The organism is Priestia sp. SB1, from assembly GCF_038898415.1.
The window spans coordinates 1-13839 of record NZ_JBBJSS010000002.1; the positions used below are offsets into that span (position 1 = coordinate 1).

The 13839-nt window shown below is 34.3% G+C and carries 11 protein-coding genes, 3 pseudogenes and 1 riboswitch; of the genes and pseudogenes, 5 read left to right on the forward strand and 9 right to left on the reverse strand.

What is annotated here, in order from left to right; all coding sequences use genetic code 11:
• Window positions 1–228 (reverse strand): hypothetical protein (locus tag WKH56_RS05275; protein ID WP_342834750.1); only part of this gene is annotated, 228 nt, incomplete at its 3' end.
• A 434-nt stretch (window positions 229–662) separates the two neighbouring features.
• On the opposite strand from WKH56_RS05275, the gene WKH56_RS05280 reads away from it, so the two are divergent.
• Window positions 663–2153 carry a hypothetical protein gene (locus tag WKH56_RS05280; protein WP_342834751.1) on the forward strand — a complete coding sequence of 497 codons (1491 nt, stop codon included), beginning with the start codon at window positions 663–665 and terminating at the stop codon, window positions 2151–2153.
• A 576-nt stretch (window positions 2154–2729) separates the two neighbouring features.
• Here WKH56_RS05280 and WKH56_RS05285 read toward each other — a convergent pair.
• The 3 genes from WKH56_RS05285 to WKH56_RS05295 form a co-directional block, all read right to left on the reverse strand.
• Entirely contained in the window at window positions 2730–3098 is a 369-nt protein-coding gene (locus WKH56_RS05285) for a hypothetical protein (RefSeq protein ID WP_342834752.1), read from the reverse strand.
• A gap of 97 nt (window positions 3099–3195) precedes the next feature.
• Window positions 3196–3789 (reverse strand): DNA-processing protein DprA, encoded by a 594-nt coding sequence (locus WKH56_RS05290; RefSeq protein WP_342834753.1) that lies wholly within the window; start codon window positions 3787–3789, stop codon window positions 3196–3198.
• Between the two features lie 102 nt (window positions 3790–3891).
• Window positions 3892–4383 (reverse strand): hypothetical protein, encoded by a 492-nt coding sequence (locus WKH56_RS05295; protein ID WP_316910834.1) that lies wholly within the window; start codon window positions 4381–4383, stop codon window positions 3892–3894.
• Between the two features lie 158 nt (window positions 4384–4541).
• Here WKH56_RS05295 and WKH56_RS05300 point away from each other — a divergent pair, with 158 nt between their 5' ends.
• Window positions 4542–5354 (forward strand): YwqG family protein, encoded by an 813-nt coding sequence (locus WKH56_RS05300; protein ID WP_481861956.1) that lies wholly within the window; start codon window positions 4542–4544, stop codon window positions 5352–5354.
• A 431-nt stretch (window positions 5355–5785) separates the two neighbouring features.
• Here WKH56_RS05300 and WKH56_RS05305 read toward each other — a convergent pair.
• From WKH56_RS05305 to trxA, 4 genes and pseudogenes are all read right to left on the reverse strand, one after another.
• A pseudogene (locus WKH56_RS05305) lies at window positions 5786–6880 on the reverse strand (hypothetical protein); the annotation flags it as partial.
• A 293-nt stretch (window positions 6881–7173) separates the two neighbouring features.
• Window positions 7174–7806: pseudogene (locus WKH56_RS05310) on the reverse strand (vitamin B12-dependent ribonucleotide reductase); the annotation flags it as partial.
• Between the two features lie 330 nt (window positions 7807–8136).
• A pseudogene (locus WKH56_RS05315) lies at window positions 8137–8907 on the reverse strand (vitamin B12-dependent ribonucleotide reductase); the annotation flags it as partial.
• Between the two features lie 152 nt (window positions 8908–9059).
• A riboswitch (cobalamin riboswitch) is annotated at window positions 9060–9192 on the reverse strand.
• Between the two features lie 202 nt (window positions 9193–9394).
• Complete coding sequence (gene trxA / locus WKH56_RS05320; RefSeq protein ID WP_342834755.1) at window positions 9395–9709, reverse strand: thioredoxin; 315 nt, start codon at window positions 9707–9709, stop codon at window positions 9395–9397.
• A 255-nt stretch (window positions 9710–9964) separates the two neighbouring features.
• On the opposite strand from trxA, the gene WKH56_RS05325 reads away from it, so the two are divergent.
• The 3 genes from WKH56_RS05325 (at window position 9965) to WKH56_RS05335 (ending at window position 11811) form a co-directional block, all read left to right on the forward strand.
• A complete protein-coding gene (locus WKH56_RS05325; RefSeq protein WP_342834756.1) occupies window positions 9965–10249 on the forward strand; it encodes a hypothetical protein in 285 nt (94 codons plus the stop codon).
• A gap of 232 nt (window positions 10250–10481) precedes the next feature.
• On the forward strand, window positions 10482–11354 hold the full coding sequence (locus WKH56_RS05330) for a YitT family protein (RefSeq protein ID WP_342834757.1): 873 nt from the start codon (window positions 10482–10484) through the stop codon (window positions 11352–11354).
• A gap of 103 nt (window positions 11355–11457) precedes the next feature.
• On the forward strand, window positions 11458–11811 hold the full coding sequence (locus WKH56_RS05335; RefSeq protein ID WP_342834758.1) for a hypothetical protein: 354 nt from the start codon (window positions 11458–11460) through the stop codon (window positions 11809–11811).
• A gap of 555 nt (window positions 11812–12366) precedes the next feature.
• On the opposite strand, the gene WKH56_RS05340 is transcribed toward WKH56_RS05335, so the two are convergent.
• Window positions 12367–13566, reverse strand: coding sequence for a polysaccharide deacetylase family protein (locus WKH56_RS05340; RefSeq protein WP_342834759.1), 1200 nt, complete (start codon window positions 13564–13566; stop codon window positions 12367–12369).
• Between the last annotated feature and the right edge of the window lie 273 nt (window positions 13567–13839).

Consider the following 13839-nt stretch of genomic DNA (forward strand, 5'->3'; position numbering starts at 1 on the left):
AGTAAGTTTTGGTTTTTGTGACCATTTCTCCGCCATAAACTCTTTTTTGTGACCAAAACGCCGCAGTAAGTTTTGGTTTTTGTGACCATTTCTCCGCCATAAACTCTTTTTTGTGACCAAAACGCCGCAGTAAGTTTTGGTTTTTGTGACCATTTCTCCGCCATAAACTCTTTTTTGTGACCAAAACGCCGCAGTAAGTTTTGGTTTTTGTGACCATTTCTCCGCCATAAGATATTCCGTATTTTATAGCTAAGTAATCCGCTTATTTTACTTAATATGGTTAAAGTAGAATACATTTCTTATAAAATTTTTATGTGTTTTTCAAAAAAAGAAAAAATGTGACCATTTCTCCGCTATAAGTTAATTTTTATTTCGACAAACTTCGACAAACTTTTATTTATTATACTAAAAAATGTGACCATATCTCCGCTATAAGGTGGTTTTTGTGACCATTTCTCCGCCATAAACCCTTTTTTGTGACCAAAACTCCGCTATAAGTGCATTTGTGACCATTTCCCCGCTATAAGTTTTCTATTTACACAGGCTTTAGGAACACGTATACTCTTAAAAGAAATACATAATTAGTAGTGCGGAATAATATACTTTATGTTTTTAACAGAAAAAAATTTTTAAGGGATTTTTGGAAAGGAGGAAGACTAAGTATGATTTATAGAGAAACTTACAATTTTTTGTTACAAAATGTATCTTCAAGAGAGTTTGATGCTTGTCTTTACTCCTTGCTAAAAATTGACTGGGATGGTGTTATTCAGGCTACGTCTAAAGAAGTAGCAGATGCTGTCGGTACTAAAAAGAAATACTTAAAGCATATTGTAAAAAAATACTCTAAGTTATTAAGTCGAAAAGTATTAGTTGCATTTAAAGATAAATACATATTAAACATTGGTAAACCTAAAAATCTTGGATTTGATAAACGAACAGATCGTTACTGTAAGCTTTTCTCCTTCTTTTATACACCTGAGTTCCGCTCATTACCACTTAATGCTAAACGCCTTATCTTAATGGGCGCATATAAAATGTCTACTACAGGATCTGAGAAGACTGTAATTGAGTATAATGATATTGTTCCTAGCAAACGTTCTGAAGGTAACTCTTTTTTCACAAGAGGTCGTCTTTTGGATGCTATTCAAGCTATTCAAAATTCTCCTTTTAAAAGCTTTGCAAACGTGTCAATGATTAGTACTATTCGCGACAGACAAGAACTTGTTTGGTTCTCTTTTGAAAATGGTACTTTAGATAATTTTGAAAAAAATCATACTGAAAGAGATTTACTCCGTCAAAAAATGTTAAAGGCGGGCTTCTTAGGAATGCTTAGCGATAGCTTTTGCGAGGATATCCAAAGTGTAGGTATGTCTATTTATAATAAACTCACTAAGTTAGAAAAGACCTTTTCTAAAGAGGATGGTCCTGTTCGTGGTGTCAAAGAAGAATTATTAGAGATTGCTAGACTTGTATATGATCGTTCAATTAAAAAAATGGCTATTGCTATGAACAAGCCCGATCACAAAGACTTCACAACTGAAACCAAAAAGGCTTCAGCTTATTTCAGTGCGATTGTACGAGATGAATTAACACAAGAGATGTTAAAGTATCAGAACCAAGTAGACAATTATAAAGACTTACTCTCTTCTAATGAACATTTGCGCGGCAGTTATCAAATGGAGCTGCAATATGATGAGGAAACAGGTAAGGCTTTATTAGGTGATTCGTTAAAAACAGCTAATCAAACTGTTCTAGATTTGGAAAAGTATGTCCGTATTGCCCGCGTTCTATCTAATTGGGACGAAGAATGGGTTAAGGCTCGTGCTAATACAGTCGTATATGAGAAAAATGAAGCTGAGAAATCAGATGAAGTTGCTTCTCCTAAGAAACGTGTATGGAATAGCAAGGAAGAAGCTATTACTCACTTAAAATCTGCAAAGAAAAAAGCATCTGAACAAATTTTGAAGCTTATTGCTTTGATCTCTAAAAATGGAATTTCTACTGAAAGTAATAAAGTTAATGCTAATCGTGTAGAGAAATTTGAAGACATAAGACGTGAAACTGTTGATTACCGCGTACAGGTGCTTTGGAAAACCAAAGAGCAGTATGAATCTTATTTTGACGAGCTCTCTAAAGAAATTACAGTAGCATAACAAACTGGAAAACACTGGTCATTAGGCGAGTGCTATTCAGCATCCCCTTCTCCACCTCTATCTCATATTAATTTTTAAAATTTCGTTTTTACCCACAAAAAAATAAATACTGAAAAACATAAAAGAGCACTTTAATTAGTTCTTTTATTTTTTTTACAATTTTTAGTGTCTGTGAATTGCAAATATATTTTGTGAAATGTAATTTGTATGACAGGATTTGCAGCTGTTAATCTGTAAATAGCTAGTTAAATAACGTATTTTGTATTTATTTGTTGTGAAAAAGATATTATTGTCTGCCGAATGGAAGAACAAAATCCTTGCAAACATTGCTGTTACGGGGTTCTTAGGGGTAAAGTTATTAAATGTTATAAAAGATGGTTATTAAAAAAGGGATTAAAGAATGTTATTAATTAATTTATTAATTAGTGTAATAAAGCGCCAAGCGCTCTTTTTAATAAATTAATAAATAAAAACAATATTAATTACTTTTTTTGCATATAAAAAACCGGCTAAAAAATTAACCGGTAGGTTTTAACTTATAAAAAAATCTGTGTCTTTTATGTATGAAATCTAATGTTAACCATATTTTTTATTCAGACGCTCATACTCTTCCTTCTCCCTCTTTTCTCTTCTAGCTGCTTCCTCTAAAACCATACGCTCTCTTTCTAATCTAAGTTCTTTGTTGTAGTTATGTACCTCTTCTTTTGTAATGATCTCTAACTTATTTAATTCGCTTAGTATATATTTATGTTCAAATATGTATTTGCGTGCTCTTAATTCATTGTAAGTAGTTGTTTCTTTTAAAAAACCTTCATCATCTTCTTGTTCTACTACAAAAATACCCTTATCCTCAGTTACAATTGTAATTGCTTCAGCAAACTGTGCCATATGAGTAAATGCTATTCTTTTTCCTTTAAGCTCTTCTTCTGTTTCAATGAAATACATACGTTTATTCTCCTTCAAAATAATTTCATTGAAAGCTTAACATTAGTATTATCTATAGTGGAAAAAACATAAATAGTAATTGAATTGAAAATTGGTTTTAAAGCAAGTTGTTTAGTTCCAATTTCCAGTCAACTTCTGCTTTGGAGTAATTTAAAGGAATAGGTTTACCTTGGTTGTTGTATTGCCAAACTTCTTTATTAAAATTTAAGCCGTAGTTAACTCCCCATCTTGTCCCTCCTGTAATTCTCTTGTTGGAGACTGCTATAATAGTTGGACAAATATAAGCAAGATAGATGTCTCTTTCTAGAAGCCGGAGTATGTATCTTGGTTTTTCGTGCTTAATCTTGCCAAATTTTTTATCTGCAGCTCTAGAACTCAGTTCAAACAAATGCATAAGGGAGCCCTTTTTTTTAATGTCTTCTGCTAGCTGCTCATTAAAAGATGGAAAGATATTTTCGTCAATACTAGTGCTAAAAATTGCAATTGTTTGCCCTCCACCATCCAATGCTCCTCTATGAGCATAAGTGTCTATACCTTCAGCAAGCCCAGAAACGACTATTTTGCCTTTTTCAGCGCATTTCTTAGCTAACGAGTATGCAACCATACATTCAGCCTTACTGGCCTTTCTAGGGCCTATAATTGCTACTAAATCATCTTTATTCCATTCTTGAAGTGTTCCCGCTACTATCAAACTGAAAAATCCTCCTTATTTATAAGAAAAAGCCTTAACTGCATAAACGCTCCTGTGTAATACATTAACTAAGAAAGTTTCCTTAAATGTTAAGAAGCTAGTTTAAATTAATCCCCATTTCTTTACTTGATACAAGACTTTGTCGCTAACAAAGTCATCATCGATAAAGCCAGGATACTCCGATACCATTAAACCCACTTTCCCATTTTTACTTATAATTGAAAGGTCATATTTATTAAATTTGTTCCACAAGTGCTCAAAATTTTCTATAACCCATTGAAGGTTCAATTTATATACAGGTCCCTCATCTAGTGCAGACCAAACAAATACTTCAAAATGTGCAGGTATCCGTTTAAAGTTCTTTATGAATTGAAAAACTCTTTCTTCACCTTGGAATTCGCGTTTTACTACTGCCCTTTTTGAATATTTCTCAAGGAGATCCATAATAATGATTTCGCGTTGGGGCGATATATAGAAATCAGATTCTTTTATAACTGAAGCTAGTGGTGTAGAAAGAGAGTTAAGATAGTTGCTCCTGCTCTCATTTTGTTTGGCGTTTCTAAGAATAAGGTTTAAATTGGTTTCTTTATTCATTTTATCCCTCTTTTCATTAAATAAAGAAGAGCAATAAGAAGCCCTTTAAAATCCCTAGTATAATTGGTTGTGGGATTGCAAAACCCTTGCTACTATATAACTAACTGAAACTATTAGGCTTAGAAAGTGCGTTTTAAACTTAATTAAGAGGGAGAATTATTATGACAAACATTAAACTTCAAATACCAGAGGAATTAGAGAAATATCGAGCGGATATTGAGAAAACTGTTGTTCCTTATATAAAAATAGAAACAACAAAAGCTGAAACAAAATTATATAACAGTAAATTTGGAGGATATCCCTACCTTCCAGCTGATCTAGAGCATCCGCTGGACTCTTATGGAAACCCAATGCTCTTGTTAGCTCAAATAAATTATGAAGAAATGCCGCATTTAGATAATATGCCTACAAAGGGAATGTTACAATTCTTCATTACAGCAACTTCTGATAAAGATGACGTATATGGTGTGGACTTTGAAGAACCTACTAACCAAGAAAATTTCAGAGTAGTGTATCACGAGGAAGTTATAAGTGATGAATCAAGATTAGTTACTGATTTTAGTTATCTAGAGGCAATGAACTACGATTATAATCTGTTTCCTGTGCCCGAGGAAAGATCGTTGGAATTTAAACTAGATTATGAACCAGTATCAACAGCGGATTACCGTTTTGAATATGTATTTGATGAAGAAAGTAATCTATCTGATGACTATGATTTAATTGATATATATGTTGATGAATTAGACGTAGATGGACATAAAGTTGGTGGATATGCGTATTTCACACAAGATGATCCTAGAGGATACAATGATAATTTAAAAGAATATGAAGTGTTACTGCTTCAAATTGATACAGACGGTGAAGCGGAGATTATGTTTGGAGATTCTGGAATAGCAAACTTCTTTATTAAACCATCCGATTTGAAAGAGCTTAATTTTAAAAATGTAATGTATACGTGGGATTGCTGCTGATTACGACAAAAAGTATGCATAGTTTGTACTAACACTGAATATATTATATTAACCTCGTTCTAGAAGTGAGCCTACCGAGCAAAGAGATATACTTGAGTATATCTCTTTCTGCTTTATTTCTAGTAATATTAAAAGTGAAAAAGATTTATCATTAATGATAAATCTTTTTGTTTGTAGTTGCTGTTACAGATTCGAAAGATTCTATCATTTTAAATTCCTCCAGTCTCCCGCTACTTTTTCGTAGCCGCAGAGCAATTGCTTGTGATTAATATAAGCAGAAGTGTCTTGGAGTCAATTAAGTTTAGAAAAAAGTCATAACTTCTATATTTGGGAATATGCTTAAGTATTCCCTTGTAAGACTAGATGATAGAGTGAACCAAGAAAAAAGCCCTGTACCAATAAGAGGTACAGGGCTTTTTCTGATGCTCTACTTAGAGTCCACATTTTAGTTGAATACCACACGTATCGCAGCTGTTACAACCACCGATTTCTTTTACTTCCCCTTCTCGACAAATTGGACAAGTGTTTCCTAATTCAGAACCATATACTACATCAGAAGTTGCTGTTACATCTGTGTCATTATATAGGTTTAATTCTGAATCAGTTGTAGAATCAGTGTTATCTTCAGCTGTTAATGATAGAACCTGAGCATCTCTAGATCCATCAACATAAACAGTTCCACCTTTTGCTCCACCTTTGTATAAGCGCTCGTAAACGGCTTGGACTTGGCTTACATTATAGCCTCGAGGAGCATTTACAGTCTTACTGATAGAAGAGTCAACCCAACGTTGAATAATACATTGAACATCAGCGTGTTCTTCCGGAGAAAGTTCCAATGAGGATACAAAGAACTCTGGTAGATTACCTTCTGCTTCAGGGTGTTTATCTAGATACTCTTGAACAATATCAGCTTTAACTTCAATGAATTTTCCTAGGCGTCCACTACGGAAGTAAGAGAAGCTAAAGTATGGCTCAAGTCCAGTACTAACGTTAACCATTGTTCCAGTACTGCCTGTTGGGGCAACTGTAAGTAAGTGAGAGTTACGGATGCCGTACTTAAGAACATCTTGACGAATATCTTTCGGCATTTTTTTCATAAACCCAGTATTAATAAAGTTTTGTCTTAATTGCATTGTTTCTGCATCGTCTTTGCCAATTAAGAATGGAAAACTACCTTTTTCATCGGCTAATTCAATAGAAGTTCGGTAAGCAGTTGTAGCAATTGTTTCAAAAACTTTATCTACAATTTCATTTCCTTCTTCTGAACCATAACGTGCACGACAATAAATAAGTAAATCGTGTAATCCCATTACACCTAAACCTACACGACGTTCTCCTAAAGCTTGTTTTTCGTTCTCTTTTAGGAAGTAAGGTGTAGAGTCAATGACATTATCTTGCATACGTACACCGATTTCTACAGTTTTTCGTAATTGATCGTAATCAACAGTTCCAGTTTCTTTGTTTGCCATTGTTGCTAAGTTAACAGCGGCAAGATTACATACACTCCACGGAGCAAGAGGTTGTTCCAAATGTTATCCCTGTTGCTTTTTATCAACAAGTTCTGGAGGTTTCCCTCATTATAATAATCCCTCAAATTATTACTACAACTAGTCCATTCTAGTTCAGTTCAGCATACCTTTTCACTAAATGTGTCGCGGCCTCGTGGATAGATTATATTCTGATTAATCAGGTTCACTATCTATGCGTTGCGCCTGATAAGTTTTTTACACTTACCTTCGGACTCGGATTAGCACCTATTCAAATAAATAGAAGCCTCCCCGCTTTATTCCGCGATGTTTAACGTGAGGCAAACAACCTTACCACACGGGTTAGTAGCAACCACTTTTTGACCATATGCCGCAGCATTCGTCATTTCATTAGCGTTATCAATGAAGAAAATTCCTGGTTCAGCAGAGTAAGTAGCACATATGTTAATTAAGTTCCACAACTCTTGTGCTTTAATTGAACGATATGTTTTTATTTTGTGCCCTCTTGCTTCCCACTCGCGAACATCTCCAACTTTGTGCCATTCTTCGTTATATACTTTCATTTCCTCTTCATCATAGTTAGCAATGTCAGGGAAACGTAAATCAAAATCACCGTTGCTGTTTACAGCTGCCATAAATTCTTTTGTAATATTGACTGAGATATTAGCACCGGTTAAGAATTCAGGATTGTGTACAGAATACGTGCCTCCATCTTTTAATAGCTCTTGTGCTTTCTTCTTAGCGGAAGCGCTAAAGTCTCCAGCAATAATACCTTCATACATCTCTTTATCGTCCGGTGACAACGGAGTAAAGTTTAATTTCTTTTTGGATTCTTCTATAATTTGAGGATCTTTTGAGTTGGCAATAAGAAAACGTAGGATTTTCGGGTTTTGCATTTTAGAAATGATAAATTCAACAATATCTGGATGCCAATCACTGTGCATAATCATTTGTGCCTGAATTATGCGTTTCGTTAGGCGCTACTCTAACTCTTCTATGTCGCCACAGAACAGACCATATCTTGTACCTTTTCTCTAGATACCCTCGCACTTCGGGATCGCTTAATCCCTACGTCTACTCCCTTCCACCATATTTAAAGCAAATGGTGTGGTTTCGATGGCCGTTGAACCTTCTCCCTATCTTTTGACTTAGGAGCTTGGATGCTGATTGTCTCCAAATCTTTTTTTCAAGCGTTCACGTTTGTCGTTTCCAACTGCGTTGTAGCAAAGATTTTTCTAACGAGGTTTCCCAGCAGTTCACGAGGTTTGTTAACGCAGAAGCACACACTCTTTTTTACCTCTGCGGCTACCACCTTGCTCTACAAGATGAGTTAGCTTTGCAATGTCGTCCAACCAAGATACAGATCCTGAAGAACGTCCATTTACTCCTTTAGCAGGAGCATTTTTGGGGCGCAGTGCTGAACCATTAGTTCCCACTCCACCGCCACGACTCATAATTTCCATAACGTGTTTGCGGTGTTCTGCAATACCGCCACGACTATCCGGGACAAATGGCATTACATAACAGTTAAAGAATGTTACTTGAGCACCGGAACCAGCACCGTATAAAACTCGTCCTGCCGGAACAAAACGTGATGAAGCTAATTCTTGCTCATATGCTTTTTGGATATCTGCCCTTACGTTAGGGGATTCAACTTCTGACAATCCGCGTGCATTACGTTTCGCAATTTGTTCATAGTAGATTTCTAGAACTTTTTCAAATGAATTAAAATCTCTTGTTACTAAGCCACTCTCAGCATCTTGAGAATTTTCAATAGCACCTCTGTATTCTTCTTCAACTTCTATGACTGCTTTGTGGTCTAAAATCTCTTTAACGTAACCCACTCCGCGTACAGGCCATTTAGGATCTTCTTTAACTGTTAGCACTACTAAATCGCCAATCGTCAATGTTAATTTAGCTGTATCTTTTAAAGAATAACGGTCTAACATTACTAAACGCGATACACCCATACGAGCTGTGTTCATACCTTCTTCTACTTTAGCGATTAGTGGAAAATGGCTTTCAATTGCTTTATTTAAATTGTCGATTAGTTGTTGGTTGTACATTAAATCTCCTCCTCAAATGTAATATGTAAAAGGTCCCACTGAACCCTGTGCAAACTTTTTATGGGTATAAAAAATTCGCCATCAGCATCTACAGAGGGCGAGAATAAGAACGAATTAAACTTCGTTCCTCCTCTCGCACCCTGGAGAGCTGGAAAGTGTTAAAAAAACAGGCTGGTATCTGACTCCGGCCGTAGCCGTTACAGTTGCAGGGGCAGTTTCGGATTCAAACCGAATTCCCATTTAAGGCTTTCTATGGTGAAAGCCACCCATATTTTTCGTATTTTAAGATACATTTTTTGATTTGGGGTAAAATTTCTTGAATTTCAAAGCACGAATAAATTCTGTTCTATTTTTTTAGTAAAAGGAATAGATGGTCTGTGTCTTTTAACTTGTAAAAAGTTCTAAAAGGTACAAAGGAGTAATGGGGATTAAATAGGAGAAAAAAGAAAATCAAGCTAGCGTTGGGCTAGATGATTTTCTTTTAAGATTAGATGTGTTTTTCAAGTAAGTTAGCTAAATTCTCTTTAGGTTGATAGCCAAGAGCTTTGTCTACCGGTTTACCATCTTTGAAGACAAGCATTGTAGGGATACTCATAATTTCATATTGCTGAGCGATTTCACCGTATTCATCGATGTTTAACTTTTTAATTTGCGCTTTGCCATTAAGGTCTTGATCAAGTTGATTTAAGATTGGTGCAATCATTTTGCACGGCCCACACCACGGGGCCCAAAAGTCTACTAAAACTACTCCCTCGCCTATTTCACTTGTGAAATTGTCTTTGTTTAAATTAGTAATTGCCATATTAACATCCCCCTGTCGAATTAATAAACGTACTTATTATAACTAAGTATCTCGAATTAAGAGTAAATTGTTGAATTTATGACGTTTGATTAAATTTAAACCATCTAATCTTCATTCGATGAGTGTATATACAATGACAAATTAAAAGAACATACCCTTTACTTTGTAAATAGAAAAAAGATGATTTTTTTATCCAATAAAGAAAAATATAAGCTATTATTTGAGGGACAAATAAGTACAAAAAGGAGAATGGTTATGAAAACAACTAATTTAACTAAAGAAGAGGCAATTAAAAAATTCCAGGATGCAGGAGAAGTATTAGATGATACAATTTTAAATCCTAATGAATTTAAATTTCTTGGCTTTGCAAACAAGCTTTATCCTAGTTTAGAGAATGAGGAAGTTTTATGGAGAGCGCTTGTTTTTGAGAGTGTAGAAGGCTTTCGAGTTGCATTTTGGGATTTAGGAAATACTTGGGTAAAGTTTCTTTGTGGTGGAAGTGAAGAGGAATTAAAAGAATTTGCCGCTAAACAAAACTAAAAGCTTTAGAAAGAAAAAGATGTATTTGCTGATATCTTTCCACAGTAAGCACATTTATAAAAAAACAAAAGTCATTTGCTAATTTTAGCAAGTGACTTTTTATTTCTAATATTTTTCTTTTGAGTTTGTGTGGAAATCAAATTTCCTAAGTATATTTCAGGGATTGGCTGCTTTAAAAATAACCAATTAATAGAAGGTTTTTTTAATAAGCTGATGAAAGGAGTTTGGTTTGATGACAAAACATTTGGGTAAAAAGAAAGGCGTTTTACTAAAATTTATTAGAAACTATTTTTTCATTACACTTGGAGCCCTAGTTTATTCTTTTGGATTAGAAGCTTTTTTAGTACCAAATGACATTATTGATGGTGGTGTTGTCGGAATATCTATAATGCTAGATGCTTTGACACCAATTGCTTTAGGAGTATCTTTAGTAATTCTTAATCTTCCGTTTCTTTATTTAGGTTACAAACAAATCGGAAAAACTTTTTCGTTTCAAAGTTTGTATGGAATTGCTCTGACCGCTCTCTTTACTACATACTTTCATCACCTTGAGCCCCTCACTAAAGAACCGTTCTTAGCCGCTATTTTTGGCGGAGTTATAATGGGGATTGGTATAGGCATTGTATTAAAAAATAATGGATCGCTTGATGGATCAGAGATTGTTGCCCTTCTTATAAGTAATAAAAGCCCTTTCTCTGTTGGACAAGTTGTAATGATTATTAACCTATTTATTTTAAGCTGCGCTGGCATTGTCTTTGATTTAAATAGTGCTCTTTATTCTTTGGTTGCTTATTTCATTGCATTTAAAATGATTGATATTGTTGTTCAGGGATTAGATGAATCTAAGTCTGTTTGGATTATTAGCAATTACCCTAAAGAAATTGGAGATGCCCTTCTGGATCGTCTTGGTAGAACGGTAACTTATTTAAATGGTGAAGGTGCTTATAGTGGCGAAGAAAAGAAAGTTATCTTCTGTGTCATAAACCGATTAGAAGAAGCGAAATTGAAAGATATTGTTGAAGAAGTGGATTCTGGCGCGTTCTTAGCAACAGCAAATGTAAACGATGCAAGAGGCGGCCAATTTAAGAAGAAGAGCATTCACTAATAATTTAATAACTACTTTTAAATGTGGAATTAAGCTATAGGTTTCGGCGTATCTTAACTGGTTATAATGAAAGCAGATAGTGCTGAAATGGAGATGCGTTTAGTTGAAATACAGTTTATGTGAGTTAGAAAGAGTTTTAAATGAAGACTTTGCAGGATGGTCATTTCTTTTAGATGAGGGGATGGCTTGGAAAGAGTTTTGGGGTAAAAACGGCAAACCTATTATGGTAACAATTAGTGAAATGGGTGCGACAGTTAGAAGTAAGGAAGGACTGGTCTCTCCCCTTTCTGAAAAGGAGTGGAAGCGATATATTACTTCTACTGTAGAAATCTTTTTAGTGGAGTACTTTTGCTCAGACGGTTCCCTTTCTCCAAACAATGCTCTGGATATATTTTTCCCTAATCAATTAAATTACATATATCAATGTCTTTTAAAATGGAACTCTATTATTCGTTAATGCTCTCTCTTATTTGACAATGATCACCTAAAGAGTTTGCAAGATGTTAATTTTAATGACTGGTTTTGGTAAATTGTAACTTTTCTCTAAATTAATTTTAAATGAGCTTTTATAATAACTTTAAGCGGGAAGAATGAAAGAAAGAGACAGAAAAATGGAGAGGTGCGATTTACTTTAGTGATTATCTTATGGGTTCTTTATATCGGGATTATTGGAACTAATACTGTTATGTCAATTTTAAGTGGTGGTTATAATACCAAATTATCTAAATTAGATTTGCTCTTTTCCTTAATAAGTTTGCTTGGATTAATTTTCTACGTTTTGGAATACAGATTCCTTAGTCAGGATTTTTGGAAAATGTTCTTTGTACTTTGGGTTCTATGGGAAATTACATATACGCTATTTGTTTTTAGGAAGCGTGAATTTACTACTGTAGGAAATATAATTATAATATATGTTATTTTATCGCCTACAATATACGCTGTATACCGCTACGCTTTTATTGGTTATTAATTACCATTATAAACAAAAACGACCTTTAAAGGTCGTTTTTGTTTATTCGAAGATTGAACGAAACTTTTCTAAAGGCAAATGTGGCTCAATACCAAAACGATTAATTTGGTAGGGATCATCCCCAATATGTACATAAGCATTATGGGTAGTATAAGCACTTGTAAAGCCTACTTGTTTTAATATATTAATGGTGGAGGTGTTGTACTGTCCGAAAGGATACGCTAATGCCTTTGCATTAAATTGAGTTTTGTTAATCATTAAATCATTACGGACTGTTGAAAGCGGCTGTGTGACAACAGCAGACATATTTTTGGAATTTAATGAATGAAGTTGATGAGTGTGGCCTTGAAATTCAAATACATCTTTCATCTGATTCATTTCTACTTTTGAAAGTGTTTGGAGTTTTTTAGGATTGAAGTTAGATGGAGTATTTGTAATTCGTGATGTAATTAAGAAAGCCGCTGCCTTCATATGGTACTGTTTAAGGACTGGATAAGCGTATAGAAAGACCGTTTTCAAGCCATCATCAAATGTTACGAGCACAGTTTTACCAGGAAGGTTTAAATTCCCCTTTATATATTGCTCTAATTGGCTTGTAGTAATTGTTTCGTACCCTTTTTGGTGTAAGTACTCCATTTGTTGTTTGAATTCCTCTGGAGTAATCGTGGAGCTATTTCTAAAATTGGTGTTTTCAGAGTTTTTTAGTAAATGATGATACATTAAAACAGGAATACCTTTGTCTGGTTTCACATTTGCCTTATATACAAAACCAATTCTTCCTGACACATCTACCGCGTACCAGTTTCCTGCAGGATATAAGATTGGGTATCGTCTATTTTCCTTAATTGTTGCAAATTGTACCAACTTCCCTGAAGTATTATCAAATACTGGGGTATCCTTTAAAGTAATAATAGCCTCTTTAGGGTGTTTATATTTCATATTCACATTTTTAAAATTTGGGTATAGCACAGGGTTAGCCGCGCTTTTTAGTATATAACCATTTGAGTTTCCATATTTAACTTGAAACCAGTTTGGATTAATTTCTTTAACCAGAGAAAACTGTTGAAACTGGTTTAGATACCCTACTAACTCTAAGCTTCCTGTTCTATTTTCGTATACAGGAGTATTTTGCTTTTGAGTTTCGATAAAAGGTCCGGCCGCTTTTGTGTTTTGAGGATAGACTAACAAAGTAGAAACGAAAATAAAACTAGATATTATTGCAGATAAAGTCCTTTTTTTCATAAAAACCCCTCTTTCTCTCAACAAATTAATTTTCTTAATCTTACATTTTTTGATGAAAAAGAAAATATTTTGAGTGAAAAAATAGAGCTTATATAACAAAGTGTAGCGTTAAGGGTAGGTTATATTTAGGTTAACAAAAAGTAAGACATAAGGTTGTCCTACTTTTAAATTTCAAATTATCTGTTTTGTATTTTTTAAATTATTAGTGAAAATGATTTTTTGTTTTGTGCTGCCTTGTGTTCTCTAACGTATTCCCTGTATTTATATATTCAT

Coding starts and splice junctions, on each gene's coding strand:
- WKH56_RS05280 (WP_342834751.1), top strand. CDS start 663: ATGATTTATAGAGAAACTTACAATTTTTTGTTACAAAATGTATCTTCA.
- WKH56_RS05285 (WP_342834752.1), bottom strand. CDS start 3,098: ATGTATTTCATTGAAACAGAAGAAGAGCTTAAAGGAAAAAGAATAGCA.
- WKH56_RS05295 (WP_316910834.1), bottom strand. CDS start 4,383: ATGAATAAAGAAACCAATTTAAACCTTATTCTTAGAAACGCCAAACAA.
- trxA (WP_342834755.1), bottom strand. CDS start 9,709: ATGGCAATTACTAATTTAAACAAAGACAATTTCACAAGTGAAATAGGC.
- WKH56_RS05325 (WP_342834756.1), top strand. CDS start 9,965: ATGAAAACAACTAATTTAACTAAAGAAGAGGCAATTAAAAAATTCCAG.
- WKH56_RS05330 (WP_342834757.1), top strand. CDS start 10,482: ATGACAAAACATTTGGGTAAAAAGAAAGGCGTTTTACTAAAATTTATT.
- WKH56_RS05340 (WP_342834759.1), bottom strand. CDS start 13,566: ATGAAAAAAAGGACTTTATCTGCAATAATATCTAGTTTTATTTTCGTT.